Raw genomic sequence first — 26,625 nt, 5'->3', positions numbered from 1 at the left:
GGTTTAGCCAGTTCAATTCGCTGAAGCAAATAAGGTTTAAAGGGGGATAATTTAGTCGGTTGTTGACTTCTTTTAGCATAAGTTGGCATTGTCTGTTGTTGTAAATGATGTTTTACGGTGTTACGGGATATACCCAACTCACTGGCAATTTTTCGAAGGCTTTGTCCTTGTGCAAAGCGAACATGAATATCCACAAATATCTCCTTGGTTAACATAAATTATCCGTACAAAAATGTGCGAATAATACCAAGTGGATCAGTTTTAGATGATCGTTAGTGGATCAGTTTTGCATGATCGGTGACACCGTCTTTATGTTCTTTACCAATTAACTGACAAAGTCGCGCCTCCAGGCTCAGTTTGACGGCCTGCGTGGCATTTTGGGTATTCCACTGGTCTCGCCGTTTCCAGCTATGCACGGTAGCGACATTTTGCCCCAACATATGGGCAATCTGACTCGGGCTATAACCTTCTAGTGCCAGTTGTCGGGCGCGTTGTCGTAAAAAGGAATTTTCATTTTTCATGCGGCTAGCATAACGAAGTTTGCTCACGACTAACCTGGCTTAACACTTGTTTGACGGTTCAAACAATCACGCCGCCTTGTTCCCCCCCCTTATCTTTTTAATGCTATGCCCATAATGTCAACAAACCCTACCCTGGCGGGAGCCTGTGTAATGAAAAAAACCAAACCGATCCGTATCTGTGTGGAAGGTGCCACCACCGATGGTCGTCAAGTCCAGCGAGAATGGCTGACCGATATTGAAAAAAACTACGATCCAGACACTTTTGGGGCACGGATTAACCTTGAACATTTGAAATCCCCCTGGATGCCCTGCTTTGGCGATGTGCTTTCGGTTTATACGGAAGAAATTAACGAGGGACTGTTAGCCGGCAAACTGGCACTTTATGGTGTCATTTCACCAACCGACGAGTTGATAGCCTTAAACAAACAACGGCAAAAAGTCTATACCTCGGTCGAAATTGATACGGATTTTTCCGATACGGGTAAAGCCTATCTCGTCGGTCTCGCGGTCACGGATAATCCGGCCAGTCTGGGCACCAGTATGTTGCAGCTGCGTCAAGGCCAAGGGGTTTGTGCGCTGTCTGATCGTAAACTGTCGTCAAATAGCGTGTTTACCGCCGCTGAAGAAACCCTGTTCGAATTTATTGAGGAAACGACCGTTGTTCCCAACCCGTCATTAAGTCTACTTGAAAAAGTCAAAGGCTTGTTTAGCCGTGAACGCCATGAACAATCCCAGATCATTAACGATATTCAACAGGCAATTGAATATTGCGCGACGCAGCAGGCAAAAAGCGAAGCGCAAATCGCCGACTTATGTGGTCAGTTAACCGCGCTCAAAAATGCCAATGCGGAAAAGCACCAGCAACTGAAAACTGAACTGACGACATTGACAGCCAGCCTTGCGCAAGAAGAAACACCGACTCGACCTGTTTCACTGGGGCGAACACGGGATACCGATACCCTGACCAACTGCTAACGAGAAGACGATGAGAAAAGAAACCAAATTCAAATTCAATCAGTATTTAAGCCGCCTTGGAGAAATCTATCACGTCTCGCCGCAGGATTTTTCCGGGAAAGTGAATATTGAACCGTCCAAAGCGCAGGTACTGGAGAGTCAAATCCAGCAAAGTGCCGGCTTTTTGCAAAAAATTAACCTGGTGCCGGTAATTGAACAGCAAGGTCAGGTGATAGGGCTCGGGATTGGCTCTACGGTGGCGGGAACCACCGATACCAGTAGCAAAAGTCGGGAACCGATTGACCCGACGGCACTGGACGCCATTGATTATTATTGTTATCAAACCAATTTCGATACCGCGATTAGCTATGCCAAGCTCGATATGTGGGCCAAATTTAACGATTTTCAGCGTCGTATCCGCGATGCGATTGTCCGCCGTCAGGCCCTTGACCGCATTATGATTGGTTTTAATGGCATCAAGCGGGAAAAAACCTCCGACCGACGCCAAAATGCCAAATTGCAGGATGTGAATATCGGCTGGTTGCAAAAAATTCGTAACGATGCCAAAACCCATGTGATGGCAAACATCACCGACAGTCAAGGTAAAGTCACCTCAAGCACCATCCGCATTGGCGAAAAAGGCGATTACAAAAATCTGGATGCGCTGGTGATGGACACGGTTGAACGGGTGATTGATGAAGTGTATCAGGATGATACCGATTTAGTGATTATTTGTGGTCGTTCACTGTTAGCGGATAAATATTTCCCGATTGTTAACAAAGCGCAAGCGAATAGCGAAATGCTGGCTGCCGATGTGATTATCAGTCAAAAACGCCTGGGGGGATTACCCGCCATTCGCGCCCCATTCTTCCCGGATAAATCCCTGCTCATTACCCGTCTGGATAATCTCTCGATTTACTATCAGCAAGACACCCGTCGTCGCCAAATCAAAGATACGCCCGAGCGTGACCGGATTGAAAATTATGAGTCGGTCAATGAAGCCTATGTGGTGGAAGATTATCGCGGGGTGGCACTGGTCGAAAATATTGAAATCTTACCCGAACCGGAACCTGAAGAGAAACGCCATTCAGGTGGCAGCGGTCAGGTTAATCAGGGCGGTGTCTAATGCTCACCCCCTGGCAATGTCACCAGCTGCGCTTGGCGGGCGAAAAACCGGATGATGCCCATCCGTTATGGGATGCGGCTACACAGCAAATTTTGTTGATGTTTCAGCAGGACAAGCGTCAGTTAAAGCGCATTCAGTCAACCGAACGGAAAGCCGAATATAAAAAAACCGTGTTACCCCGTTATGCCCCCTGGGTGAGCGGGGTATTGGAAAACGGCGACGGTCATCAGGATGACACGCTGATGATGGTGATGCTCTGGCGTATCGATGCCGGTGACATTGAAGGCGCGCTGGCTATCGCCGAATATGCGTTAACGCACAGGCTTTTAATGCCGACTAGCCATAGCCGCACGACGGGTTGTGCGATTGCGGAGGAAATCGCGGCGGCGGCCAAAGCCGCCTACCAGCAGGATCAGCCGCTTGAATTGTCGCTTTTAGCGCAAACCGTCGCCTTAACCGATGAGGAAGACATGCCGGATGTGGTTAGAGCTGAATTGTATAAATGGATGGGATTTTGTCAGCGCGATAATGGCTTGCCTGACGCCGCGCTCGACACCTTAAAACGCGCCCTGAGGCTTTTTCAAGGCGTTGGGGTGAAAGGCGAGATCAAAAAGCTGGAAAAAGCGCGCAACACCGCGTTACCAAACACATGAGTTGTGCCCACGCACCCGGGCGGCACAGTGAAAGACGGTGTTATGTTCACTGTCCACCGCCCGACCTATTGAGATGAGGATATGGATTTTATTTCGCCGGAAAAACCGCCCAAAAAAGAAGATGACCTGGTGGTCGACGATCCCTTCTGGCCGGCCGTGTCACCCAAAAATTACCGCGCGGTGATGCGTGAGAACGATGGCACCATCATCGCTTCGCGCCTTAAGGATGCACTCAGCCACGCGATGATTGAAGTGGCGTGCGAACTGCGGGACTGGCAAACCCAGAAAAAGCGCGAAGGATTTAACCAGCTAGCCGATATTCCGGCCATGCAGATTAATGACGATAGTGCGCTTTGCCTGCTGTATGAACGCGCGGTGTTTGGCCTGGCCAAGGCTAACTTATCGGAACGGTTTCGGGACATCGACACGCAAGCATCCGGCCATAAAAAGGCCGATAGCCTGTCGCCCACGATTGATGATTACCGCCGCGATGCCCTCTGGGCCATCGCACGGATCAAAGGGCAGAGTCATAACGTGGTGGCGCTGATATGAAGGTACTGAGTCAACAAAATGAGAGTCTGGATGAAATTTGTTTTCGCTACTACGGCACCTGCATTGGCACGGTTGAACGGGTGCTTGAGGTTAATCCGGGACTTTGCAACCACCCCGCCCGATTGCCGATGGGCGTTGAAATTCAATTACCGGAAATCAGTGCGGCCCCGTCAAATCGTTCACAGGTCGTGTTATGGGACTAACAGGAGAAGGACACCCTGAAAGGAGAAAGTGATGCCGATATTCGAAAAGTATTCCACCCCGACGGCTTACCTGTGGAGCATTATGACCAGTGTCATGGGCTTTTTTACTCTGGAACAATGGGCTGCCCTGACAGGTATCATCTGCACGGTCATCACCTGTCTGGTCAACGGGTATTACAAACGCAAGGAGTACCGGTTAAAAGCGCGCGCCATTGAAGAGATGCCAAGATGAAGATACCCCAAAAAATCGTGATGGCAACCGGCGGTAGCGCGTTGTTTTTGGCCTCAACCATGATAACCCATTTCGAAGGATTGAGGTTTAAGCCCTATTTTGACGGGGGCGGTGTGCTTTCTGTCTGTTATGGGCACACAGGTAACGATATTGAACGTAATCGAACGTACACCAAAGAAGATTGCGACAAGTGGCTTGATGACGATTTGAAAGCGGTAAAACGCTATGTTGACCCATTGATTAAGGTTAATATCAATACGTTAACTCAAGCTGCCCTTTACTCATTTGCCTACAACGTGGGCGTGGGGGATTTTGCCAAATCTACATTGATCAAAAAGCTCAACGCCAATGACCGAAAGGGCGCTTGTGATGAGATGAGGCGATGGGTTTATGTCGATGGCAGAAAGTGGAAGGGATTAATGAACCGCAGGGAAATTGAGAGCGTAATATGTTTTGGCGACCTGTCACACTTATCCTGATAAGTATTCTGGTGTTGATGGTTTCGCTCAGTTTCGTCTTATCACGTTATCGAACGCTGAGAACGCAATACCACACATTACAGCAACGTTACCATGCGCAAATAGCGCTAATGGAAACCCAACAGCAAAAAATCGATGCTTTACACCAACTCGATATTCAACACACCGAGGAACTGAACAATGCCAACGCTGAACTGGATAAGCTGCATGATGCTGTTCGCGCTGGTAATAAGCGGTTGCGCGTCAACGCCGTGTGTCATACCTCCAAAACCGTTACCCCCGAGAGCCGACATGATGAAGCCCGCCCACAACTTGGTGAGGCAGCTCGACAGGATTATTTCCGTCTCAGAGCGATGATAGTTGAGAACGAAAAGCAGACGGAATATCTGCAAAAATATATCAAAACCCAGTGTTTAGGGAGATAACATGACCGCCCAACTTTTACAGGGTGATTGCCATCAATTATTAACCACGCTGCCGCCCGATAGTGTGGATTTGGTGTTAACAGACCCGCCCTACGGCATTATGAAGCGCCACGGCAAAACCGGTTGGTACGCCGAAAAAATGCGCTGGGATGAACGACTTGACCAGGCAACAATCTGGGCTGAACTCAACCGAGTCGTCAGACCCAAGGGCATGATTTTACTCTTTTCAAAAGAACCGTTGACGAGCCAGTTAATTCAGTCCCCCCATCCCAATCTGCCCTTTTCCTATCGGCTGATTTGGGTTAAAAATCATTTTGGTCATCCCCTTTCCTGTCGCCGAATGCCGGTGAATTTGTTTGAAGATATTTGTGTCTTTTACAAACAGTTTGATAGTAACAAGCGTGACCCGAGGCGGGATTATGTCGCCAGATTGCTGGCCTTTATCGGCAAACCCCCGAAAGCCATTATTGCCGAACACGGCCGGCAATTTGAACATTTTTTAAAACACCAGAATTTGCAATTTTCGCTTTGCACCGAAGCGGCCTGGCAACAGCTGACGGAATGCTTTTCACTTCGGGATTTCCCCGATTGGAAATCGTATAAACAACTGCAAGCGTGGCAGCCGTTTAAACGCACCTTTAATTTGCCTGAAGGTAAAAAATTCAAATCTAATCTCTTTTCCTACCCGAAAGACGTGCCGAGTGTGCATCCAACCCAAAAGCCGGTGGCGTTACTCACGGATTTGATGGATACCTTCAGCCATCCCGGTGATACGGTGCTCGATTTTACCATGGGCAGCGGCTCGACGGGCGTGGCCTGTGTGAAGACCGGACGCCACTTTGTCGGTATCGAAGCCAATAAAGCCTATTTTGCTATTGCCGAAAAACGCCTACGGCAGACACAATCGATAAGGACAACGGATGAAGAAATTAAGCCAGCTGCGTGAGCATTTATCCGAGCATGTGCCGTTTTTGAACCACAATCCGGAACTGATGACGGCACTTATCGAAAATGGGCGCATTATCGCCACGCTCGCCCCCTCCCTCTCCTATGAATATCGTTATACGATCAATATCATCATTGAGCGCTTTGGCGGAAATCAGGATATTCTGATGGCGGTTTTGGTGGACTGGATACGGCAATATCAACCCGAGCTTTTTGCCAATCCCGACCGACGGCAACACGATTTTCGTTTTGAAATGGACTTCATTGATAACCAGACCGCGCATATCAGTATTGAGATAGATATCACTGAGCGCGTGTTAGTAAAACACGAAGGCATCAAACAGGTGGTGGAAGCCATCCCTGAACCCGATGATCCGTTCGATAAGTGGCCTGGAGTCGATTAATGGACGACACCTTACGCCGTTTCGACGCGGAGCTTACCGCGCTGTTATCACATCTGACGACCGCGGAGCGTAAAAAACTGGCACGATCCATGGGTCAACGGTTGCGCCAATCCCAATTTGCCCGTCTTCGCGCCCAACAAAGCCCCGATGGTCGCCCGTTTACCCCGCGGAAAAAGGGTTTTATTGCCCTTCGGCGGGAGATGAAGTTGTTAATCGAGGGCGAAACGGTTCACTTAACGAATGTGCAGCAACGGGGGCCAAAAATCACCGGCATTGATACTAAACGCCGCCAGAAACGCAGCGTGCAACGGGCGGACATTCAAACCTTTCTGGAAAGCAAAAAAACACGGATCCCCGCCCGGCGATTAACGCACCAACAACGGATGTTTAAAAAACTGGCCACCGCCCGATTCTTACGCCTGAAAACCGATAGCCAGGGCGTCACCTTAGCCTTTTTGCCTTCTGCCGAGCGAATAGCACGGGTTCATCATTTTGGGCTGACAGAGCGCTATCACGGCAAAACGGTACCTTATCCTGCCCGCCCATTATTGGGGCTGACGGCGCAAGAGAGGATTGATATTGAAAATCAGCTCCTCGATTTTCTGACCCGTTAATTGTCTGAGCCTTCAAACAAGGCCAATCGTGAGCAACCCACCTTGATATGCGTCACAATATCGGTATGACGTTGATTTACCAGTGACGGAAAAGGATCATGACCGCAAATCTGTTGCGCCGCTTACAAAATCTTATTCGAATCGGGGTGGTGGTTGAGGTAGATAGCCAAAAAGGTTGCCGGGTGAAAACCGGCGACCTTGTCACCGACTGGCTCAAATGGCTCACCTTGCGGGCGGGACACACCCGCACACTCAGTGCCCCAAGCCCCGGTGAGCAGGTGTTAATTTTGGCATTAGGCGGTGAACTCACCACCGCCTTTGTACTAACGGGCATTTTTTCCGGTGCCCATCCGGCACCCATTCCCTCATTGACCGCTGACCATCGTAGCTATGCCGATGGGGCCGTGATTGAATATGACCCCGCCACCGGCCTATTGAAAGCCACGGGCATTAAGCAAGGCGACATTGAAGCAAAAAATAGCCTGTCGGTGCGCGCAAAACAGGTCACTGTCAAGGCGGCAGTGAATATTGAACTGGACACGCCCAAGGTTATTTGTCGCCATAATCTGACCACCGCGTCACTCACGGTCACTCAAGGCGCACAGATGGCAGGGGATGTCACCCACTCGGGGGGTGCCTTGATGTCTAACGGCATTCGGGTTGATAACCATCGCCACGGCGGTGTTGAACGCGGCAGCGCCATGACGGAGGGACCGCAATGAATGCCTTAGGGATGAACCGGCAAACCGGCCGATTTATTAGCGAAAATGCGCATATTGCCCAGTCGGTGCAAGATATTTTACTGACCCCGGTGGGCAGTCGGGTTATGCGCCGTGACTATGGGTCACTGCTGTTTAGCCTGCTGGATAAACCCCAAACCCCGGCATTAACACTGCAATTGATGGCAGCCTGTTTTAGCGCGCTTTTACGCTTTGAACCCCGGATCAGACTCGAAAAAATTAACATCGACCAACACGCAGAGACTTCGCAGATTGCGATTGTGGCGCAAATTATCGACAGTGGCGCCGCATTTTCCTTTCATTTTCCCGTGAGCCCGAGATGACGACGATCGACTTAAGCCAGTTACCAAAACCGGATGTGGTTGAGATACTGGATTTTGACACCCTGCTTGCCCGGCGTAAACATGCCCTGATTGCGGCGTGTCCGGCTGAAATCCGTGAGGCCGTCGCACAAACCCTGGCGCTGCCCTCTGAACCGTTGACCAAGTTACTGGAAGAAAATACCTATTATGATTTGCTGTTGCGAGGCCGCATTAATGAAGCGGCTTTAGCCAATATGGTGGCCTTTGCCCAAGGTGCCGATCTTGACCATCTGGCGGCCAATAACAATGTCAAACGTCTGCGCTTATCTGAAGGCGACGCGACCGCTATCCCGCCGGTGCTACCCGTTTTTGAATCCGATAACGATTTACGTCTGCGTATCCCTGCCGCCTTTGAGGGGCTGAGTGTCGCCGGCCCCACCGGCAGCTACGAATTTTACGCCCGCAGCGCCGATGGACAGGTCGCCGATGCCTCGGTCATTAGTCCGAAACCCGCGGAAGTGACCGTCACTATCCTGTCAAGAGACGGAAATGGCACGGCCAGTCAAACCCTGATTAACACGGTGGAAAAAGCCCTTAATGATGAAAATGTGCGACCTGTTGCCGACCGGGTTACGGTGCAATCAGCTGACATTCTCTCCTATCAGGTCGATGCCACCCTTTATCTGTTGCCTGCGCCGGAATATGAACCGATTTTACAAACGGCACGCGAAAAGTTGACCGCCTATACGCGCGAACAACATCGATTAGGCCGCGATGTGGCCTTAAGTGCGCTGTATGCCGCCTTACACGTCACTGGCGTAACCCGGGTGGTGATTCACACACCGAAACAGGATATCAAGATAGCCAAAACGCAAGCCAGCTTTTGCACCGACATCAATCTTAAGATGGAGAGCAAAACCGATGCATAAAACGTTATTACCGACCGGCTCCACAGCGCTTGAAAAAGCGGCCTCGGTGGCGTTATCACGCATTTTAACTTTACCCATTGCGCTTCGCACGCTGATGGATCCGGACACGTGCCCCGTCCATTTGCTGCCTTATCTGGCCTGGAGTTTCAGCGTTGACAGGTGGGATAAAGACTGGTCGGAGAAAACCAAACGCGAGGCGATTAAAGCCGCGCTCTTTATTCATCAGCATAAGGGCACCATCGGCGCATTGCGGCGCGTCGTTGAACCGCTCGGCTACCTGATACGGGTGATTGAATGGTGGAAAACGGGCGATGCGCCCGGCACCTTTCGATTAGACATTGGCGTACTGGAAAGTGGCATCACGGAATCGATGTATCATGAGATTGAAGCGTTGATTGAAGATGCGAAGCCGGCCAGTCGGCACTTGTTGGGGTTGTCGATTCAACTGGAAACGCGCGGCACTTTTTTTACGGGTGCGAGTGTCTACCTGGGCGATGAATTAACCGTTTATGCTTACACACCCGCATTGATTAGCACCCGCGGCACCGTACAACACGCGGTGGCATTACACCTGATTGATACCGTAAGGATAACCGCCTCATGAAATACTTTTGCCTGTTAACCCGCCAGGGCGAACACCGTGTTGCCGAAGCAACCGCACTGGGTACAAAAATCGCCATTACGCAAATGGCGGTTGGCGATGGGGGTGGCTCGTTACCCACCCCAGACACCCAACAGACCCAACTAATTAATGAACGTCGCCGAGCCGCAATTAATCAGCTTTGGGTCGATAAAAATAATCCCAACCAGGTGATTGCCGAGCAGATTATTCCCGAAAATGAAGGCGGTTGGTGGATACGGGAGGTGGGACTCTTTGATAAAGAGAATGTGCTCATTGCGGTCGGTAACTTACCGGAAACCTACAAACCGCAATTAGCCGAAGGTTCAGGTCGAACCCAGACGATACGGGCGGTGTTTATTGTCAGTCATACCGAGGCGGTGACCCTTAAAATTGACCCCTCGGTGGTACTGGCGACCCGACAGTATGTCGATAGTGAAACCCATAAAAAAATCGACAAGCAAGCGATTAAACAGACAACAGGGGATTCGCCAACCGATGTTATCAGCCAGCTCGGCGTCACGAAGGCATTAGAGACCAAACAACCGATGGGCGATTATGTCACCCAGCTGGCCTTTAACAAGGGATTAAACAACAAAATCGATAAGACACAAATTGTCGGCACAACGGGGAATTCGACCGATAAAGTGCTAAGCCAAAAAGCCTGTGATGACAATTATGCTAAGAAAGACTCTTGGGAAACATTCACTGCTGGGCAAATAAATATAAAGAGTAACGGTAGTTACGCCAGCTTGCTTTTTACCAAAGGCGATGGAAATAAACTGTTTCTCGGAACTTCGCCCACTGATGCCTATTTCGTGTATAGAGATACCAAAAATAACAATAAAGCCGTTGTCACTATTCCATCAAAGAAAGATGGAACTCTAGCATTAACGTCTGATGTTGACGCGATTAACAATTATCCGGTGGGCGCGCCGATTCCGTGGCCACACGAAACGGCACCCGCAGGCTATTTGATTTGCAATGGTCAAACGTTTACTAAAGCCGACTATCCCCAATTAGCCCTCGCTTATCCTTCTGGAATATTACCGAATTTGTACGGTGAATTTATTCGTGGTCTGGATTTAGACGGTAAAGTCGATCCAGGTAGAAAAATTTTAACTAACCAGGGAGATGCTATTCGCAATATCACCGGACGTATTGGGTTTGTTCGACGAGGAGGTGCGGAGCCTCCTGTTTCAGCGGACGGCGCTTTTGTCATTACCGATTGGTGCAACGTAAGAGTCGCGGACGGCGCAAATGATGATTGGGGTGGCGTAGCTTCTTTTGATCCATCTAGAGTCGTTCCCACCGCAAACGAAAACCGACCGCGAAATGTCGCATTTTTATACATCGTGAGGGCTGCATAGTGAAATACAGTACAGAAATACCTAAAGCAGAAATTGATGAAAACGGTTTTGCGAAAAACCGAGGCTGGATAAAAACCTATCTATCAAGGAATGAACCGCCGTATGAATATTTCGGCGCGACAATGGAGTTAGTCTATAAAGGGGTGAGTGTCGGTCAATATTCCTATATCGATGCACCCGAGATACCCGATAATGACGACATTGCCATTGTTCGCAGCGATGACGGTAAACAGTGGCGATACGTGCCAGACCACCGCGGCAAGACGGTATTTAATACCGAAAATCAGGCTTCCTATCCCGTTGATTATCTCGGCGAGATAAAAACCGGCTTCACCTTGTTAGCACCGGCGACGAAATTCGATAAATGGGAGGGTAAAAAATGGGTAACGGATAATCAGGCGATGAAAGCAGACCAAATCAACACCGCAAATCAAACAAAACACCAGTTAATCGATGAAGCGGAATCAAAAATCACCTTGCTTGACCGTAAAGTCCGCTTAGGGATGGCAACCAATAGTGAAAAAACCGCGCTACGGGCCTGGGAAATGTACAGCGTAAAACTCAATGATATTGACACCGCCACCGCGCCCGAGATTGACTGGCCGATAAAACCGGCGTGATTGTCTGAACGCTCATACAGTGCCAATAACAGGATTTTATCCCCCTGATGAAGGACACTGAAGAATATAACCCAAGCAGGAACCCGATTATGCCGCAAGACTATCATCATGGCGTGCGTGTGATTGAAATCAATGAAGGCACGCGCGCTATCCGCACCAGCAGCACCGCCGTTGTCGGGGTCGTCTGTATCGCAGACGATGCCGACAGTACCACCTTTCCACTGAATACCGCGGTGCGTTTAACTGACCTTTCCGCTGCGATAGGCAAAGCTGGAAAAAAGGGCACGCTCGGGCCTGTTTTAACCGCGATTTTAGCCCAGACCAACCCAATAACCGTGGTCGTACGGGTTGCCGAAGGGAAAACCCCGGAGGAGACCACCACCCATATCATTGGCACCACCACGGCAGAGGGCAAAAAGACCGGCTTACAGGCGCTGTTATCCGCTAACAACCAGCTCGGTGTAAAACCGCGTATTTTAGCCGTGCCCGGGTTGGATAACCCGGCGGTCGCAACGGCGCTGGCGACCGTCGCCCAAAAGTTACGCGCGATGGCCTATATCCGTGCCGCAGATTGTCATACCGTGACCGACGCGATAGCGTATCGCAAAAACTTTAACCAGCGTGAGCTGATGCTAATTTGGCCCGATTTTTTAGCCTGGAACCCTGTCACCCATCGTGAACAAACCGCTTATGCCACGGCGTTTGCATTAGGGTTGCGGGCAAAAATCGATAATGACACCGGTTGGCATAAAACACTGTCTAATGTCGGCATTAATGGCGTGACGGGGATTTCCGCTGACCTGTCGTGGGATTTGCAAGACCCGAATACCGATGCCGGATTATTAAACCAGAACGCCATTACCACCCTGATTCGTCAGGATGGTTTCCGGTTTTGGGGGTCGCGTACCTGCTCGGATGACCCGCTTTTTCAATTCGAAAGTGCCACCCGCACCGCCCATATTTTAGCCGATACCTTTGCCGAAGCGCATTTCTGGGCGATAGATAAAACGCTCAGTCCGTCGCTGACACGCGATATCATTGAAGGCATTAACGCCAAGCTTAGAAGCTTGATTGCCGAGGGGGTTTTACTGGGTGGCCAGTGCTGGTATGACGAAAAGGTCAATACCAAAGAAACGCTCAAAGACGGCAAGCTGACGCTCGATTATGACTATACGCCGGTGCCGCCGTTGGAAAACCTGTTATTACGCCAGCGCATCACCGACCAGTATTTACTGGATTTTAGCAACAAGATTAAGGGTTAAGTATGGCATTACCACGCAAATTAAAAAACATGAACCTGTTTGATGATGGGCAAAGCTGGTTAGGGGTGGTTGAAGAGGTCACACTGCCCAAACTGACCCGCAAAATGGAAGGCTACCGCGGCGGTGGCATGAATGGCGAAGCGCAGATTGACTTAGGACTTGACGGCGGTGCGCTGGATATGGAATTCACGTTAGGGGGTCTTGATGCGCAGCTTTATAAACAATGGGGGATAACCACCCTTGCGGGTGTCCCGCTGCGTTTTTGTGGCGCGTATCAGCGCGACGATACGGGGGAAGTGACCGCGGTTGAAATCGTTACCCGCGGTCGATTTTCTGAAATTGACCCCGGCAGTGCCAAGTCCGGCGATAACACCCAAACCAAACTGAGCTTTAAAGCCACCTATTTTAAGCTGCTGTGGGACGGTCAGGAACTGATTGAAATTGATGTGATTAATTTAATTGAAAAAGTGGCCGGCGTTGATCGCCTTGAAAAACAACGCGCCGCATTAGGACTTTAACCCAGGACTTTACCATGAAAAAAACACCCACTACCCGAATCATCAACCTGGAAGAACCCCTCGCACGCGGTGAAACACCGATTAATCAGGTGACACTACGCAAACCGCACGTCGGCGACCTGCGGGGAGTCCAGTTAAGTCCGCTGATGCAGATGGATGTTGATGCGGTGATGAAAGTCTTACCCCGCATTATGACCCCAAGCTTAAACGAGCAGGAAATGCGACAAATGAGTCCGGGTGATTTTTTCAATCTCGCCAATGAGCTTGGGCTTTTTTTGTTGCCGAAATCGGTGACGGCCGACTTCCCGACACCTTAACCGTCGAAGCCCTGGAAGCCGATATTGCGGTCATTTTTCACTGGCCCCCGTCTGAAACGGGCCAATTATCCTTATCGGATTTGCTGATGTGGCGGCATCAGGCCTATTTACGAAGTGGGGCGCATGAGTAAAGCATTACGTTTACAAGTGGTCTTAGGCGCCATCGATAGGCTCAGTGGCCCGTTTGAGAAAGCCAAAACCGCCAATACCCGACTGGCGAAACAGCTTAAAAGCACGCGTGAGCATTTGACGCAACTCAATCAGGCGAGTCAAAAACTGCCCCAATTACAGACGCTCAGTGGCAAAATCAATACGCTCGGTCAGGCGCTGGAAAAAGCGCGCCTGAAAGGCAAAATGATGGGCCTTGAGATGGCGGGCCTCCAAAATCCCACCCAAAAACAAACCGCCGCACTGGAAAAACAGTGGGCCAGCGTGGCGAAACTTGCGCGTCAGTATCAGGGCTTTCTTACCCAACAGCAAAAAATCCGGTCGTCGTTTGATAAAATGGGGATAGCCGTCAATCACGCAGACCAGGCCACCGCCCATATCCGGCAAGAAACCCAGAAATATACCCAGGCGTTAAAAAGCCAGGAAGGCCAGCTTGCCAAAATATCAGCCCGCGAAAAACACCTCACCACCGCCCGAAACCGTTATCAACAGCGTATGAACCGCCGAAGCAATCTACTGTCTCATGGGGCGGGCATGGTCGCCACCGGTGCCGCCACCGCCATGGCGGTAAAACCTAACCTCAATGAAGCGGCGATTTATCAAAAAGAAGCGATTTCCTTTAAAGCACTTGGCGGTGGGGAGACGATGCTGGCGGATGCCGAAAAGTTTGCCAAAGGCATCCATATTTTTGGTAACAGCACCACCGAAAACCTGAAAGTGATTAAAGAGGCTTACTCCGTTTTACGCGATTATCATGAAACTGAACTGGTCTCGCCGACGTTGCTTAAGCTTCAATTCGCTACTAAATTTATGTCGTCACATGGCGTAAGCGAATCCGCTGCCCAGGCGCTACGTGACCAGTCACCCGCGGTGCTCAAAATTGCCGAGTTACGTAATGAAATCAACACGCCAGCGCAATTTAAACGCTCGGTTGATATGACGGCAAAATCGATGACCGCCAGTGGGGGGATGGTCTTGCCGGAAGACTACCTGGCGATGCTCAAAACGGGTGGTACCGCCGTCAAACAGCTAGACAATGCAGCGTTTTATTTTGGCACATCCCATCTTATCCAGCAGTTAGGGGGTGACCGAACCGGCACCGCGTTAAACAGTGCCTATCAGAATCTAGTGAAAGGCAAAACAACCCAGGCTGCGATGGAAAACCTGATGGGACTCGGTCTCTTGAAAAAAGGATCGGTCAAATACGGCAAAACCGGTCACGTCACCAAGATGAATAACGATGCATTGGTGAATGTAGAACTCTACAAACGCGACCCTTTTCGCTATCTGATGGACGAAATTGTGCCGCGTATTCGAAAGAAATACCCGCAATTAACCGAATCGCAAATGGAAACCCAAATTGCCCAACTATTTTCCAGCCGTACCGGCTCGGATGTATTTGTGACGATGTACCGGGAACACGCCAACATTGAGAAACAAATCAAGGCCGGCAATGCCGCTTATGGCCTTGAGCCGCTGATTGCCGAAGGGAAAAAAACCGCCCAGGGGCAACAGATTGAACTCGAAGCCAAAAAAGCCGATTTATACCGTGAGATGGGTAATAACCTGTTGCCGCTCTATACTCAGGGGCTTGAGATGCTGAACCAGCAATTAAGCAAATTAACCGATTTTTTCAAATCTCACCCCACCATGACCCGTTATTTTGGCGTGGCACTGGCGGGATTTGCGGCACTGATTACCATCGGCGGCGTTATGGCATTAGCCATGGCGGCACTGACGGGGCCATTAGCCGCCGTCAGACTGGGTTTAAGCCTGTTAAGTGCAGGCTTGCTCCGCTTAACCGCCGTGGCATTATCCAACCCGATGGTGTTAGTTATCACGGCAATTGCCGTCGCCGCACTGCTGATTTATCGCTATTGGGATAACATCGTCCCCTTTTTCAAAAATTTGTGGGAAAAAACGGTTCGGTTTTTTGCCGACGGCTATCAAAAAATCAAGAACAGTATTAAAAATTTTGGCAGTGAACTGATTGATAACCTGAAAAACGGCGTAATGGAAAAATGGCAACAGTTAAAATCGTTGTTTTCCGAGATTAAAAACACCGTCACCGATTTATTACCCGACTGGATGGTCTCTGAGGAAACCAAAACCTTACGCACGACCCAATCCTTGACGGTATTAAATGCCGGCATCAAAGGTGCAGGGCTGTTTGATACGGGGGGCGTTATTCGCCGCGGAGGTGCAGGCATTGTCGGCGAGAAAGGCCCAGAAATTGTTACCGGCCCTGCCCATGTAGTCAGTCGCCGCCATACGGCGGCCTTTGCCGCTGCCGCGCTGACACTAAGCCATGCGTATGCCAACCAACCCATCCACCCTTTTGTGGCCGATAAAACCGACGCGGCGGTGATCCGGACACCGCACACAACAGCACCGTCAAACGTTCACATTACGATTAATGCCGCCCCCGCCCAGTCGGCGCACGATATCGCACAGGAAGTGAGCCGCCAACTCCTTAAGCTTCAACGTCAACAACAGGCGCAACTACGGGGACGGTTTAGCGACAACCCGGAGGAATATTAATATGCCGATGGCCACATTAGGATTGTTTGTGTTTCAACTTAAAACCGCCCCCTATCAGACCCTGCAAATCAATCGGCGCTGGCGCTATGGGTTCAACAGCCGATTAGGTATCCGACCTGCCTTTCAGTTTATTGGCCTGGATAATGACGATATCACCCTATCCGGGTCACTTTATCCGGAACTGACCGGCGGCAGATTATCCCTGATGACGCTCGAAGCGATGGCGGAAAGCGGTAAAGCCTGGCCCTTTCTGGACGGTGAAGGCAATATTTACGGCATGTTCGTGATAGAAGAAATCAGCCAAAGCAAAAGTCTTTTTTTTGCCGATGGCGCACCCCGTAAGATTGAATTCACCCTTAAGTTAAAACGGGTCGATGATTCCCTCTCCGCGATGTTTGGTGATTTAAATGAACAGATGAAGGGTCTTTTCTAATGCGCTTTTTCAACACGGAAAATATCCCCGCGTTTGCGCTAACGGCGGGCAGCAAAAATATTAATTCGCTGATTGAAGGCCGATTGATGTCACTGACGCTGACCGATAATCGGGGATTTGAAGCCGACCAGCTAGACATTGAACTGGATGATAGTGACGGCAAACTGGCCTTGCCGCGACGTGGGGAAACGCTGACCCTGGCACTGGGCTGGAAAAACGAAAGTCTCATCCCGAAGGGGAAATTTATTGTCGATGAAATCGAATACAGTGGCACGCCTGACCGTCTGACCTTACGCGCCCGAAGTGCGGATTTTCGCGCAACCCTCAATACGCGACGGGAAGCCTCTTATCACCATAAAACCCTGGAAGACATTGTGACCACGCTGGCAAGTCGCAATCAGTTAACTCCCTGTATTGACGCGACGTTTAAACCTATCCGGATTGCGCATATCGACCAGACAAACGAATCGGACGGCGCGTTTTTAACCCGGCTCGGCCAGCAGGAAGGCGCACTGGCGACGGTGAAAAATGACCAGCTGTTATTTTTGCAACAGGGAAAAAGTCAAACCGCCTCGGGCAAAAGGATACCGACGATGACCTTAAGTCGAAAAGACGGGGATAATTATTCGTTTTCACTGGCAGACCGCAGTGCCTATACGGGGGTGATTGCCAGTTGGCTAGATACCCAGCAGCCTGAAAAAAAACACACCGTTAAGATTGCGCGAAAAAAGCCTTCTGCGTCAACCAAAAACAAGCAGGGAGATTATTTTATCGGTGAGGACGGCAATGTACTCGTGCTCTCACACACCTACGCCAATCGGGCTAATGCGGCACGGGCAGCAAAAGCGACCTGGGCAAAAATTCAGCGCGGTATCGCCCGTTTTTCGATTCATTTAGCCAAAGGACGCGCCGATATTTATCCGGAAACCCCGATTAACGTCAGGGGCTTTAAACCGCAAATTGATAACGCCGAGTGGATTGTGGTGAAAGTGACCCACAATCTCAATGACAAAGGCTTTACTACCGCGCTTGAAATGGAAGTAAAAATCACCGATTTGGAGATGAAAAGTCACTAACTTGCTGGTAAAATAGCTGAAAAAAGGAGAATGTCATCATGATGAATTGCCCCCTTTGTGGTCATGCCGCCCATACTAGAACTTCCCAACAAATTTCAGAAAACACCCGCGAACGTTACAACCAGTGTCAGAACATTAATTGTGGGGCGACCTTTGTCAGCCATGAGAGCTTAACGCGATTTATTGCAAAGCCAGGCAAGATTGACCCCGTCACCCCACATTGTACTGGGCAACAAATGTCACTCGCTGTTTAGTCAGAAGTCAAAAACGTCTATAACGCATTTTAAGCGACGATAAAATTTTGGCTGTACAAATTTACGTTTTTATCGAGAAAAGCGCTTAGAATGGATTACAGGCGTTTTTAGAGGGGGTTATGGCGGGTATTTCTGTTTTAATTTTCAAAAATTATTAGATTTAACGATTTTTGGTTTCTGATAGGTAATTTTTGCTGTTCAAAATCGTTCGGTTTTGGACATCATCCAAAACACCTGTACAAAAATAGGTAAATTATGTTCCGTACAGGTGTTTTAATTCGTACATTAATTTCGGTCAGTTATTTGACGGCTTCTTTCAACGTCTTACCCGCTTTAAAACTCGGTACGTTTGCAGCAGCAATTTTAAGTGTCTCGCCCGTTTTAGGATTACGTCCATCTCTGGCTGCGCGTTGCTTAACCTGAAAACAGCCAAAACCAACGAGTTGTACGTCATCTCCTGCCTTTAGCGCTTCTGTCACGGTTTCAATCAATGCGTTCAACGCCTTCTCTGAATCTTTTTTGGTTAAACCGGCTTTTTCAGCAATTTGATTAATAACTTCTGTTTTGTTCATGTTGTGCCTGAATTAATGGAAAAGTCAATTCTAGTGATGCTAGCGGTAGCGACTGAATAGTGCAATGTTTCAGTGTTAATTAATTCAAAAAAATCTTTTTAATTAAAATCCCGCCGTTCGCCGCAAGTCTGTGACCGAGCGTAGCGAGTGAGCAGACGAGGAAGCGGAATATCACAATTACAAAAGAGAAATACGGTCACTCAGTAGTCACCTATTTTTGGGTTTAGGATTTTTGTTAGAAAAAAAGTTATCCACAGAAAAACCTCGCGCGCGCGTAGTTATATTTAGTTATGTATAAGTTAAAAGAGTTAAAGGGCAAGAAAGTGGTATTAAGTTATTGATTAATAAATATAAAAAAATACCTATTGTCCGTAAAAGCCGATAGTTTGTCCGTAAAAGCCGATAGTTTGTCCGTAAAAGCCGATAGTTTGTCCGTAAAAGCCGATAGTTTGTCCGTAAAAGCCGATTAGATTTTTTGTTATCCACAGATTTTTTTAGCATTTTTAGTTTTTTTTTTGTTCGTTAATTTGATTTGTCCGTAAAAGCCGTTATAATGTCCGTAAAAGCCGTTATTTATTGGTGTCCGTAAAAGCCGAATTGATTTAATAATCAAAAAAACAAACCGTTTAAGTGTTAGAAGCACTTAAACGGCTCTCGCCAACAATCCTAAATCTCTAGGAATGAGGCTATGAATTATCTTATAAGAAAAAGAGAAAAAACAACTTGAAAACATTACGACCCCATAAACATAACCAACTGGAATTTTTTGTTGCAGATGATGTTGACATTTCAACCTTTCGAGATGAAATGGCGAGTATGGAGCATCCGTTTTTTGCATTAAAAGGGGGTGATACAAAAGCTAGAGTGTATAGAAATGGTAATGTGACTATAGAAGTTAGATCATCTTCTAAAATTGGTTTAGCTACTGTTTTTGATAAAGATATTTGGATTTATGCTATATCAAAATTACAGGAAGCTATCAATAATAATCAATCAATTAGTCCCACGGTTGCCTTTACTCCGTATGATTTTTTTGTAACGACTAATCGAGATAAGAGTGGACGGGCTTACGATGATTTGAAAAAAGCATTATCTCGCTTATCCGGAACGAGGATCCAAACGAATATTGTTTATTCTAATGATGACAAAAAAACGATTGATTTTGGTCTAATTGATAAGTGGGAAATTGTAGAAAGACAGAAAGGAAAACTAGATATTGGAATGATAGAAGTAACTTTACCTGATTGGCTTTATCAAGCAATAACAAAGACTAAGGTGTTAAAAATTAGCCCTGATTATTTTCGTATAAGAAAAGCTATTGATAGACGTTTATATGAGATAGCGCGTAAGCATTGCGGTAGTCAACATGAGTTTACTATTTGTCTTGATAAGCTTCATCAAAAAACAGGTTCCTCGAGGGAACTCAGAAAATTTAGATTTGATATTAAGCAACTTACTAAGGTTAATGATCTTCCTGATTATGAAATTCTTTTTGATCCCACCACAGACAAAGTCACTTTCAAAAATCGTAATCAAAATACTCCTAAAGCGGAAGCTGCTCGTAAACGCGAAAAAGGGAAAAAAGAAATTTTTAATATAAAAAATAGGATCTTAAAGAAGAATGAATAGTTTTTATTTAAAATAATCATATGATTATTAGATTACTTAATTATTAGATTACTTAATTATAAGATTACTTAATTATAAGATTACTTAATTATAAGATTACTTAATTATAAGATTACTTGATTATAAGATTACTTAATTATAAGATTACTTGATTGAAGTCCTAAAGGAATTTTTATGAGTAAAGTAATTTCTTTCTTGAATGGTAAAGGAGGAGTTGGTAAAACGACGACCTCAATAAACGTCGCTACATCTATAGCTAAGAAAGGTCACAATGTCGTAGTAGTTGATACTGATCCTCAATTAAGTATAGGTAATTGGTATTTAGAAGATAAGAGTTTATTTGATGTAGCAGAAGCATCTACTGAAAAAGATATCTATTCCATAAAAAAAACCTTGAAATTATATGATTATATAATCATTGATGGAGCAGCTGCAATAACAGCTATATCATCCGCTGCGGTTATGGTAAGTGATATTGTTTTGATCCCCGTCACTCCTTCTCCTTTAGATTTTGCTGCTTGTGGGGCAATTATAGCTGTTATAGAAGCTAGAAATGAATTACAGCCAATTATTGCTCGTTTTGTAATAACAAAAAAAATAAGCACCGCAAAAATGTTAACCGTATTGAAAGATTCTATAGCTGATACTGGTGTGAAAGCAATGAGTACCGAAATAACCCAAAGACAAGCTTATGTTAGAACTATGCTTGATGGAGGAACTATTTATGATACTAATGACTATCAAGCAAAAGGTGAAATCGATGTATTAACAGATGAAATATTGGGATTGATAAAATGAAAATGAAATTAGGTAATCACAAATCTGTTAATGATGCACTAGAAGCTGTGAGTAAACCTTCTGTACCTACTAAAAAGTTACAAATAAATATTCCTGAAAAATTACATAAAGAATTTAAGATTGCTTGTTTAAATCATGATAAAGAAATGACTGAAATAACCATGATGTTAATAAAAAAATGGTTAAACGAAATTAAGTAGTTATAGAAACAGCGTTGATTACAGAGACCGTATATCTCTGTAATCAACTAATCCAAAACCTAGAGTCAGTAGGAGTCGGACTATGCGAAATAGTACGCATATTGCGCGCATAATGAAAGCGTGCGACATATCAATCGAGCAGCTTTTGAGCTTTGCTCTCACATCAAAACACCTTACAACCCGTCAGCGTGAGTACCTTCGTAGTATTGGAGGTGCAGCATGAACTCCGAGATGATTAAATTCTTTTTGAGTGGTGCTGTTCCTTGTGGTTTTGTTGATAGTGAGGGGGAAATTAAGGCCAACGCTAAAATGGTAGATTTTCTCGGTTTGAATAAAGATGCGCCTGAAATGGTGACTTTATTAGAGAAAATCCGTACTGAAAAATCACCGTTTTTTGTCATTATTAATCTGGTTTCTGATTTCAATAAAGCACCCAAAATTTGGCAATTTCATTTTCTACCGCTTTTTTGTAGTGAAAATAGCTATCTTGGCACTTTCTTCCACGCCCACGAGTTCCTGTTTTTGTCGCCGTTGGAGTATGTCGATGGCATGCAGCCTTATTTCGTGACTACAGAAAAACCTAACAAGCTGTTCACTGATAAAGAATGGGAAGTCTTGTTTTTCACAATGCATCGCTTAAGTAGCAAGGAAATAGCGAGAAGATTAAATATTGGGACGAGAACAACCAATAATCATTTAAACATTATCTATGAAAAAGCGGGCGTGCATTCAGGTTGCCAATTAAGGGCATTTGGTAAATCGAAAGGCTTTGACCGCTATATTCCATATAATTTAATTTTTTCTCGCCAGCCTTTGAACAGGGCTTGACGGCGAATTTTCAAATTTGACATCCTCCCTGCATAAAGAGGAGGATGTTAATGATCGTTATATCAATTTTGATTCCGCTATTAGCCAAAAATCATGTAATGCTAACAATTCTTTCCCTCGGTAAGGAATGATTGTACTTTCCGTTTTGATTTTGATTTTACAGAGCCATCGAGAGAGAAAGCCGGCTCGATTTGGCCGGCTTCTGGCGCTGTTTTATCGGTCATTAGCCACATTGTATATTTTTCAAAAAGATTTGTATTTGTAATTTGGAGTATAGGTTGAAGACCCGGTTCAGCGTGTCCTCCTTCATAATTTTTTAACGAACTTAATGCTATTCCGCTAATTTCACAAAATTTTACCTGAGTTAATCCCTCTGCCTGTCTGATGGCTTTAATTTTTTGAGACATTTTCATTTGACACTAGTCTATCAATTTTGATTCTGCCATTATCCAAAATTCATGTAATGCTAACAATTCTTTCCCTCGGTGAGGAATGATTGTACTTTCCGTTTTGTTTTTGATTTTACAGAGCCATCGAGAGAGAAAGCCGGCTCGATTTGACCGACTTCTGGATTTGTTGTATCAGTCATTAGCCACATGGTGTATTTGGAAAATAATGGATGTTTTGTGTACTTTAGTAAAGCGTTTCCTCCAGGTTCAAATAGCCCACTTTCATACTTAGAAAGTGTACTTCTAGGTAATCCAATAAGTTCACATAGCTGATTTTGACTCAGTCCTTCAGCTATACGAATCGCTTTAATTTTATCACTTAATTTCATTTGACTTGCTCCTAATTAGGTATTATATTTGATCCTATATAGGATTTTTATTTGCGTAATACATCAAATCCCAGCCCAAAACTGGACAAATCGAGACAAATGCACCAAATAAGGAGAGTACCAGATGTCAAGCAGGTTTTCAGGTAAATCACTTCCCGTTCAGGCATCCGGGGAATCGGATGTAAGTGAAGAAGAGGTTGCTTGTACTGGTAACAAGAAGAAAAAATTGAGCTATCAGGGGCCTTTAGCGAAATTGGTCACAATCGATCGCTTCGCTGCTTACGCCGGATTTACTACCGGGGCTATCCGAAAAATGTGCTTGCGAGGCATATTACCCGCACATCAGATGAAAAATCCCAATAATCCGGAAGGTAAAGGTACTTGGTATATCAATCGTGACCTGTGGGACAAACTCTCTGAACAGTTACCCAAAATTGAGCCCCAAGAATGGCATTCGTGGAAAGACTATTGGATGTATGATCGTAAAGCGTCACATAAAAAATAATCACCAGGAAAAACAACAACAAAACTGAAGATTAACTTTCTATTTAACACCAGGGAAATTTTTTAATACCACAAAGTCGCATCATAACGATGATCAGGAGTTAACGTGTGTAAAACGCTGGCTGATTACCATGAAGAATATCAGGGATTGTACAAGCAATACGATTCAATCGTTAAAAAGCAGCTCTCGCTTAGCCTGGACAGTATACGTGCCAAAAAGTATTGGCAAGAAATATTACCGTCTGCCGACCTTTCCGTTTTAGCGGATGTACTGGCCAATGCGTTGTATTGTGCAGGGCATGAAATATTAAGCGGAAAATAACGTCAGGCAATATCCGTTATTTGAATAAACCGCATAATGTTATTAGGAGTTTGCATGTGTGAAAACCTTTCTGATATCGAAAAAGGACAAGAATTGTATACCAAATGCGACAGGATCGTGAAGATGCAACTGTCACTTGGCGTCGATAGTATACATGCCAGGAAATACTGGCAGACATTTTTACCGTCTGTTGAACCCTCGGTTTTAGCCGGTATATTGGCAATGGCTTTGGGGAGTGCGGGTCATCAAGTAATGAAAAACAAATCATGATCTGTCGCTGATGTTACGAACAAAATTGAATGATTTCTCAGAATATGGATTTCACTCCTTGTTGTTGGATTTTATGCCCACCGCTCACTGTAAAGAAAAAGTGGGTATAAACATGATACCACAACACCCTGTTTTCGGTCAGGGCAACAAAACCGACTCACTAATCTAATTTTTAAGAGGTTAACTATGGCAGTCTATTATCAAGTCATCGCACATCTTACTGAACATGCTAAAGCGTTTGGAATAAATAACCTTCACGGCCTCACCATTGATAGTAATCGTATTGAGTTATTTAACGACGATAAAAAATTTGCCAACTTAACCCTATTGAACAAGGAAAATAACTATCAAAAAAAGGATAACGAGGAAAGATTAGCGCTAGAGAGTAAGCCGTTAGATCACTTAGTCATGAATACCATTCATTCGCTTTTTTCGGGACTTTCTGAAGAAAATAAAAAACAGGAGATAAAAAATCTTACTCCAAAAGAAAAATTAGCACTCATGATCACTATCATGAATGCCATAAGCGAAACCTGTTCAAACATTAATCGCTTTTATGAACAGGATCTTAAATCCACCTTTGATGCCGTCATGGCCATTATGGTCAGAAAAAATTAAAACCACTCAACAATATTTTTCTGGGGTGGACTGATTTTATTGTGGATTTGTTGGAATAGATGATGTGATAACTCGATTATTTCTACTGCATTATCACAAATAATTGGCGTTTCTATTTGTTCGACTTGCTTAATGAGTTCAGTTAACTGTTGTTTAATTTTTTTCATTAACAGACATTGTTATTTTCCTTGTTGTGATAGGTCAGTTTATGCCTGTATCTCCGTTCTAAGCATCAACAGGCATAAACATGATACCACAACACCCTGTTTTCGGTCAGGGCAACAAAACCGATAACTTAATGAGGATATTGATGAATAAATCTAATCAGCACTCCCCCTATCGATTAACGGGCGAGTCCGTTAAAAATTATCATATTAATAATAAGCAGAATAAAAAACTGACGTTAATTGATAAATTAATATTGTTATTTGGCGGGTTATTTATTTTTTATTTTCTCACCCTGATTATTAAATAAAAATGATGACGAATAAACACGCATTAACAAATACCTTAATTCACTCGGTTAACACATTACGAAATAATGCCGGTGAGATTAATAGACGAAAGACGGGTATTTATCGCAATGAAGGATTACCCATTAATGCGCGTGTCAATGGCTTAATTAAGGCAGCAAAATGTCGAACCGTTATTTTTAATAAAGATAAAGAAAATCCCGATAATCAATGCCTGTTGGGATTTATTGAATATTTACGAGAACATAATAAACGCTTTGTTAATTTAATTTTTTATTTAGCCAATATTGATAATAAAAAACATCATTTTAAGTTTGATGAATTTAACAAGAAAGAAAAACAGGCCATTATTAACGCGCTATTTCAATTACAGGTGCTCGTTGCATTAATACCTAAAGATATCGCTCCACTTTAATTGATAAATGAAAATTAACGGTGTTCGCCACCCCAGGGGATTGTTTTATCCAAAATAAGGAAAGGAGAAGTAAAAAAATATGACTGCACAATCTGGCGTATTGAGACTTACCGATACCCTAAAACAAAATCGGGAAGATGAAAGGAAGCATTTATTGATGCAATTCTCTGCCCATTTAACGTCGCTGGCCTATCAAATTCTTTATCAAAAAATGACTTATCAAACCGCTTATCAGCATGTGATGACCGTCAGTGACCATTTTGAACATCGGGCAGAGAATTTACACCATGTCTGACCCGATTGATAAAGCAAATGAACTCGCTCAACAACAATTAATTGACCAAATTAAACAGGTCACCGAGCGCAAAAAAGGTATCGCCCGTTTTCATTGTGAGGATTGTGAAAAAGCGATACCACAAGCGCGCCGTATCGCTTCTCCAGGCTGCATTCGCTGCGTCGACTGTCAGTCCTTTTTTGAGTCAAAACAACAACATTACCGATAAGGTTAACATGGCTAATAAAACCATCCTTAAGTGGGCAGGTTCAAAAGTGCAGATTATGCCGCAACTGCTGCCCCATCTACCCAAAACACGGCGTTTAGTGGAGCCTTTTGCCGGATATGAAATTTCCGCGCCCCGGACGATCTCGGGTAAACGGCAGATGGCAAAAGAAATTATTGCCGTCCTTGGAGGCAAATCATGATCCCGTTAGATCCCAAAGCGGGCGCTTATATCTTTGGCACCCGCTTTGCCATTTCGTGCCAGCAAAATTCAGACACGCATAAAATCGAATGGCGTTTACTGGAAGCGAATGCGTCCTCACGGTGTTACGAAATGGTCTGTCTTCATACGGATCCGGTGCGACTTGTGATGGATTTAATTTCACATCATACGCTAAGAACGCATGCCAATGATATTCGGACCCTTGATCACTATCGGGAAACCGTCGATATCTTATCGCG

44 protein-coding genes and 1 pseudogene are annotated in these 26,625 nt (G+C 45.8%); 39 read left to right on the top strand and 6 right to left on the bottom strand.

Features of this window, described 5'->3' with window-relative positions; all coding sequences use genetic code 11:
- Together G468_RS0118910 and G468_RS22140 are read right to left on the bottom strand one after the other, a co-directional pair.
- Window positions 1–215: helix-turn-helix domain-containing protein (locus tag G468_RS0118910; protein ID WP_162143434.1), on the bottom strand; the 215-nt coding region annotated here is incomplete at its 3' end.
- A 57-nt stretch (window positions 216–272) separates the two neighbouring features.
- Window positions 273–548 carry a terminase gpP N-terminus-related DNA-binding protein gene (locus G468_RS22140; RefSeq protein ID WP_051297221.1) on the bottom strand — a complete coding sequence of 92 codons (276 nt, stop codon included), beginning with the start codon at window positions 546–548 and terminating at the stop codon, window positions 273–275.
- Window positions 549–671: 123 nt separating this feature from the next.
- Between G468_RS22140 and G468_RS0118900 the strand changes: the two genes are divergently transcribed.
- The 25 genes from G468_RS0118900 (at window position 672) to G468_RS0118785 (ending at window position 18,257) form a co-directional block, all read left to right on the top strand.
- Window positions 672–1,496 carry a GPO family capsid scaffolding protein gene (locus G468_RS0118900; RefSeq protein WP_034250617.1) on the top strand — a complete coding sequence of 275 codons (825 nt, stop codon included), beginning with the start codon at window positions 672–674 and terminating at the stop codon, window positions 1,494–1,496.
- 10 nt (window positions 1,497–1,506) lie between these two features.
- Window positions 1,507–2,601 (top strand): phage major capsid protein, P2 family, encoded by a 1,095-nt coding sequence (locus G468_RS0118895; RefSeq protein WP_026824263.1) that lies wholly within the window; start codon window positions 1,507–1,509, stop codon window positions 2,599–2,601.
- Window positions 2,601–3,254 (top strand): phage terminase small subunit, encoded by a 654-nt coding sequence (gene gpM / locus G468_RS0118890; RefSeq protein ID WP_026824262.1) that lies wholly within the window; start codon window positions 2,601–2,603, stop codon window positions 3,252–3,254. The genes G468_RS0118895 and gpM overlap by 1 nt, the downstream gene beginning before the upstream one ends.
- 81 nt (window positions 3,255–3,335) lie before the next feature.
- Window positions 3,336–3,806, top strand: a complete 471-nt coding sequence (locus G468_RS0118885) for a head completion/stabilization protein (protein ID WP_026824261.1) — start codon at window positions 3,336–3,338, stop codon at window positions 3,804–3,806.
- Window positions 3,803–4,009: a tail protein X gene (locus G468_RS0118880; RefSeq protein ID WP_026824260.1), complete on the top strand. Its 207-nt coding sequence runs from the start codon at window positions 3,803–3,805 to the stop codon at window positions 4,007–4,009. The genes G468_RS0118885 and G468_RS0118880 overlap by 4 nt, the downstream gene beginning before the upstream one ends.
- A 31-nt stretch (window positions 4,010–4,040) precedes the next feature.
- Window positions 4,041–4,241 (top strand): phage holin family protein, encoded by a 201-nt coding sequence (locus G468_RS0118875; protein ID WP_026824259.1) that lies wholly within the window; start codon window positions 4,041–4,043, stop codon window positions 4,239–4,241.
- Window positions 4,238–4,720, top strand: coding sequence for a lysozyme (locus G468_RS0118870; RefSeq protein ID WP_026824258.1), 483 nt, complete (start codon window positions 4,238–4,240; stop codon window positions 4,718–4,720). The genes G468_RS0118875 and G468_RS0118870 overlap by 4 nt, the downstream gene beginning before the upstream one ends.
- Window positions 4,690–5,145 (top strand): lysis protein, encoded by a 456-nt coding sequence (locus G468_RS0118865; RefSeq protein ID WP_026824257.1) that lies wholly within the window; start codon window positions 4,690–4,692, stop codon window positions 5,143–5,145. The genes G468_RS0118870 and G468_RS0118865 overlap by 31 nt, the downstream gene beginning before the upstream one ends.
- A gap of 1 nt (window position 5,146) precedes the next feature.
- On the top strand, window positions 5,147–6,091 hold the full coding sequence (locus G468_RS22135) for a DNA-methyltransferase (RefSeq protein ID WP_051297218.1): 945 nt from the start codon (window positions 5,147–5,149) through the stop codon (window positions 6,089–6,091).
- Entirely contained in the window at window positions 6,066–6,494 is a 429-nt protein-coding gene (locus tag G468_RS0118855; RefSeq protein WP_026824256.1) for a phage tail protein, read from the top strand. The genes G468_RS22135 and G468_RS0118855 overlap by 26 nt, the downstream gene beginning before the upstream one ends.
- Window positions 6,494–7,108, top strand: a complete 615-nt coding sequence (locus G468_RS0118850) for a phage virion morphogenesis protein (RefSeq protein WP_026824255.1) — start codon at window positions 6,494–6,496, stop codon at window positions 7,106–7,108. Before G468_RS0118855 ends, G468_RS0118850 begins: the two co-directional genes overlap by 1 nt.
- Before the next feature lie 98 nt (window positions 7,109–7,206).
- Complete coding sequence (locus G468_RS0118845; RefSeq protein ID WP_026824254.1) at window positions 7,207–7,830, top strand: phage baseplate assembly protein V; 624 nt, start codon at window positions 7,207–7,209, stop codon at window positions 7,828–7,830.
- Window positions 7,827–8,171, top strand: coding sequence for a GPW/gp25 family protein (locus tag G468_RS0118840; protein WP_026824253.1), 345 nt, complete (start codon window positions 7,827–7,829; stop codon window positions 8,169–8,171). Before G468_RS0118845 ends, G468_RS0118840 begins: the two co-directional genes overlap by 4 nt.
- The gene (locus G468_RS0118835; protein WP_026824252.1) at window positions 8,168–9,079 is read left to right on the top strand and encodes a baseplate assembly protein; all 912 of its coding nucleotides are present in this window, start codon (window positions 8,168–8,170) and stop codon (window positions 9,077–9,079) included. The genes G468_RS0118840 and G468_RS0118835 overlap by 4 nt, the downstream gene beginning before the upstream one ends.
- Window positions 9,072–9,683 (top strand): phage tail protein I, encoded by a 612-nt coding sequence (locus tag G468_RS0118830; RefSeq protein WP_026824251.1) that lies wholly within the window; start codon window positions 9,072–9,074, stop codon window positions 9,681–9,683. Before G468_RS0118835 ends, G468_RS0118830 begins: the two co-directional genes overlap by 8 nt.
- A complete protein-coding gene (locus tag G468_RS23325; protein WP_026824250.1) occupies window positions 9,680–11,068 on the top strand; it encodes a phage tail-collar fiber domain-containing protein in 1,389 nt (462 codons plus the stop codon). The genes G468_RS0118830 and G468_RS23325 overlap by 4 nt, the downstream gene beginning before the upstream one ends.
- Complete coding sequence (locus tag G468_RS0118820) at window positions 11,068–11,688, top strand: tail fiber assembly protein (RefSeq protein WP_051297217.1); 621 nt, start codon at window positions 11,068–11,070, stop codon at window positions 11,686–11,688. Before G468_RS23325 ends, G468_RS0118820 begins: the two co-directional genes overlap by 1 nt.
- A gap of 89 nt (window positions 11,689–11,777) precedes the next feature.
- Window positions 11,778–12,950: a phage tail sheath protein gene (locus tag G468_RS0118815; RefSeq protein WP_026824248.1), complete on the top strand. Its 1,173-nt coding sequence runs from the start codon at window positions 11,778–11,780 to the stop codon at window positions 12,948–12,950.
- A 2-nt stretch (window positions 12,951–12,952) separates the two neighbouring features.
- Window positions 12,953–13,468, top strand: coding sequence for a phage major tail tube protein (locus G468_RS0118810; RefSeq protein WP_026824247.1), 516 nt, complete (start codon window positions 12,953–12,955; stop codon window positions 13,466–13,468).
- Window positions 13,469–13,482: 14 nt separating this feature from the next.
- Window positions 13,483–13,785 (top strand): phage tail assembly protein, encoded by a 303-nt coding sequence (locus G468_RS0118805; protein WP_051297216.1) that lies wholly within the window; start codon window positions 13,483–13,485, stop codon window positions 13,783–13,785.
- Between the two features lie 11 nt (window positions 13,786–13,796).
- Window positions 13,797–13,916 (top strand): GpE family phage tail protein, encoded by a 120-nt coding sequence (locus G468_RS23320; protein ID WP_071846929.1) that lies wholly within the window; start codon window positions 13,797–13,799, stop codon window positions 13,914–13,916.
- Window positions 13,909–16,494 (top strand): phage tail tape measure protein, encoded by a 2,586-nt coding sequence (locus G468_RS0118800; protein ID WP_026824245.1) that lies wholly within the window; start codon window positions 13,909–13,911, stop codon window positions 16,492–16,494. Before G468_RS23320 ends, G468_RS0118800 begins: the two co-directional genes overlap by 8 nt.
- Window position 16,495: 1 nt before the next feature.
- Entirely contained in the window at window positions 16,496–16,927 is a 432-nt protein-coding gene (locus G468_RS0118795; protein WP_026824244.1) for a phage tail protein, read from the top strand.
- Window positions 16,927–18,003: a phage late control D family protein gene (locus G468_RS0118790; protein WP_026824243.1), complete on the top strand. Its 1,077-nt coding sequence runs from the start codon at window positions 16,927–16,929 to the stop codon at window positions 18,001–18,003. The genes G468_RS0118795 and G468_RS0118790 overlap by 1 nt, the downstream gene beginning before the upstream one ends.
- Window positions 18,004–18,041: 38 nt before the next feature.
- Window positions 18,042–18,257, top strand: coding sequence for an ogr/Delta-like zinc finger family protein (locus G468_RS0118785; protein ID WP_026824242.1), 216 nt, complete (start codon window positions 18,042–18,044; stop codon window positions 18,255–18,257).
- 299 nt (window positions 18,258–18,556) lie between these two features.
- Here G468_RS0118785 and G468_RS0118780 read toward each other — a convergent pair whose 3' ends face one another.
- Window positions 18,557–18,829, bottom strand: a complete 273-nt coding sequence (locus G468_RS0118780; protein WP_026824241.1) for an HU family DNA-binding protein — start codon at window positions 18,827–18,829, stop codon at window positions 18,557–18,559.
- A gap of 723 nt (window positions 18,830–19,552) precedes the next feature.
- On the opposite strand from G468_RS0118780, the gene G468_RS22130 reads away from it, so the two are divergent.
- From G468_RS22130 to G468_RS22725, 5 genes are all read left to right on the top strand, one after another.
- A complete protein-coding gene (locus G468_RS22130; RefSeq protein WP_051297215.1) occupies window positions 19,553–20,458 on the top strand; it encodes a replication initiator protein A in 906 nt (301 codons plus the stop codon).
- Window positions 20,459–20,632: 174 nt separating this feature from the next.
- Complete coding sequence (locus G468_RS0118770; RefSeq protein WP_034250614.1) at window positions 20,633–21,256, top strand: AAA family ATPase; 624 nt, start codon at window positions 20,633–20,635, stop codon at window positions 21,254–21,256.
- On the top strand, window positions 21,253–21,456 hold the full coding sequence (locus tag G468_RS0118765; protein WP_026824239.1) for a plasmid partition protein ParG: 204 nt from the start codon (window positions 21,253–21,255) through the stop codon (window positions 21,454–21,456). The genes G468_RS0118770 and G468_RS0118765 overlap by 4 nt, the downstream gene beginning before the upstream one ends.
- 82 nt (window positions 21,457–21,538) lie before the next feature.
- A complete protein-coding gene (locus G468_RS24095) occupies window positions 21,539–21,679 on the top strand; it encodes a hypothetical protein (protein ID WP_155847048.1) in 141 nt (46 codons plus the stop codon).
- A complete protein-coding gene (locus tag G468_RS22725; protein ID WP_051297214.1) occupies window positions 21,676–22,284 on the top strand; it encodes a helix-turn-helix transcriptional regulator in 609 nt (202 codons plus the stop codon). The genes G468_RS24095 and G468_RS22725 overlap by 4 nt, the downstream gene beginning before the upstream one ends.
- 101 nt (window positions 22,285–22,385) lie before the next feature.
- On the opposite strand, the gene G468_RS0118750 is transcribed toward G468_RS22725, so the two are convergent.
- Both G468_RS0118750 and G468_RS22120 read right to left on the bottom strand, forming a co-directional pair.
- Complete coding sequence (locus G468_RS0118750; RefSeq protein WP_026824238.1) at window positions 22,386–22,697, bottom strand: helix-turn-helix domain-containing protein; 312 nt, start codon at window positions 22,695–22,697, stop codon at window positions 22,386–22,388.
- Between the two features lie 53 nt (window positions 22,698–22,750).
- Window positions 22,751–23,062 carry a helix-turn-helix domain-containing protein gene (locus tag G468_RS22120; RefSeq protein ID WP_034250613.1) on the bottom strand — a complete coding sequence of 104 codons (312 nt, stop codon included), beginning with the start codon at window positions 23,060–23,062 and terminating at the stop codon, window positions 22,751–22,753.
- A gap of 124 nt (window positions 23,063–23,186) precedes the next feature.
- On the opposite strand from G468_RS22120, the gene G468_RS22115 reads away from it, so the two are divergent.
- The 4 genes from G468_RS22115 (at window position 23,187) to G468_RS0118725 (ending at window position 24,776) form a co-directional block, all read left to right on the top strand.
- A complete protein-coding gene (locus G468_RS22115; RefSeq protein WP_051297213.1) occupies window positions 23,187–23,567 on the top strand; it encodes a Cox family DNA-binding protein in 381 nt (126 codons plus the stop codon).
- Between the two features lie 105 nt (window positions 23,568–23,672).
- Window positions 23,673–23,888: a hypothetical protein gene (locus G468_RS0118735; protein ID WP_026824237.1), complete on the top strand. Its 216-nt coding sequence runs from the start codon at window positions 23,673–23,675 to the stop codon at window positions 23,886–23,888.
- Window positions 23,889–23,942: 54 nt separating this feature from the next.
- Entirely contained in the window at window positions 23,943–24,158 is a 216-nt protein-coding gene (locus tag G468_RS0118730; protein WP_026824236.1) for a hypothetical protein, read from the top strand.
- A 186-nt stretch (window positions 24,159–24,344) separates the two neighbouring features.
- A complete protein-coding gene (locus G468_RS0118725) occupies window positions 24,345–24,776 on the top strand; it encodes a hypothetical protein (RefSeq protein ID WP_026824235.1) in 432 nt (143 codons plus the stop codon).
- Here G468_RS0118725 and G468_RS24090 read toward each other — a convergent pair.
- Window positions 24,773–24,943 (bottom strand): hypothetical protein, encoded by a 171-nt coding sequence (locus tag G468_RS24090; RefSeq protein ID WP_155847047.1) that lies wholly within the window; start codon window positions 24,941–24,943, stop codon window positions 24,773–24,775. The two genes, G468_RS0118725 and G468_RS24090, sit on opposite strands and share 4 nt — an antisense overlap.
- An 80-nt stretch (window positions 24,944–25,023) precedes the next feature.
- Here G468_RS24090 and G468_RS0118715 point away from each other — a divergent pair, with 80 nt between their 5' ends.
- The 5 genes and pseudogenes from G468_RS0118715 to G468_RS24085 all read left to right on the top strand — a co-directional run.
- Window positions 25,024–25,251, top strand: a complete 228-nt coding sequence (locus G468_RS0118715; protein ID WP_026824234.1) for a hypothetical protein — start codon at window positions 25,024–25,026, stop codon at window positions 25,249–25,251.
- A 5-nt stretch (window positions 25,252–25,256) separates the two neighbouring features.
- Window positions 25,257–25,664: a DUF5347 family protein gene (locus tag G468_RS0118710; protein WP_162143453.1), complete on the top strand. Its 408-nt coding sequence runs from the start codon at window positions 25,257–25,259 to the stop codon at window positions 25,662–25,664.
- A 79-nt stretch (window positions 25,665–25,743) separates the two neighbouring features.
- On the top strand, window positions 25,744–25,959 hold the full coding sequence (locus G468_RS0118705; RefSeq protein WP_026824232.1) for a hypothetical protein: 216 nt from the start codon (window positions 25,744–25,746) through the stop codon (window positions 25,957–25,959).
- The gene (locus G468_RS0118700) at window positions 25,952–26,167 is read left to right on the top strand and encodes a TraR/DksA family transcriptional regulator (protein ID WP_026824231.1); all 216 of its coding nucleotides are present in this window, start codon (window positions 25,952–25,954) and stop codon (window positions 26,165–26,167) included. Before G468_RS0118705 ends, G468_RS0118700 begins: the two co-directional genes overlap by 8 nt.
- Window positions 26,168–26,174: 7 nt before the next feature.
- Window positions 26,175–26,282 (top strand): annotated as a pseudogene (locus G468_RS24085) (DNA adenine methylase); the annotation flags it as partial.
- Window positions 26,283–26,625 lie beyond the last annotated feature (343 nt).

Origin of the sequence: Arsenophonus nasoniae DSM 15247 (genome assembly GCF_000429565.1) — a bacterium.
Taxonomy (GTDB): Bacteria; Pseudomonadota; Gammaproteobacteria; order Enterobacterales; family Enterobacteriaceae; genus Arsenophonus; species Arsenophonus nasoniae.
This window is presented reverse-complemented; position numbering and strand designations above follow the sequence as displayed.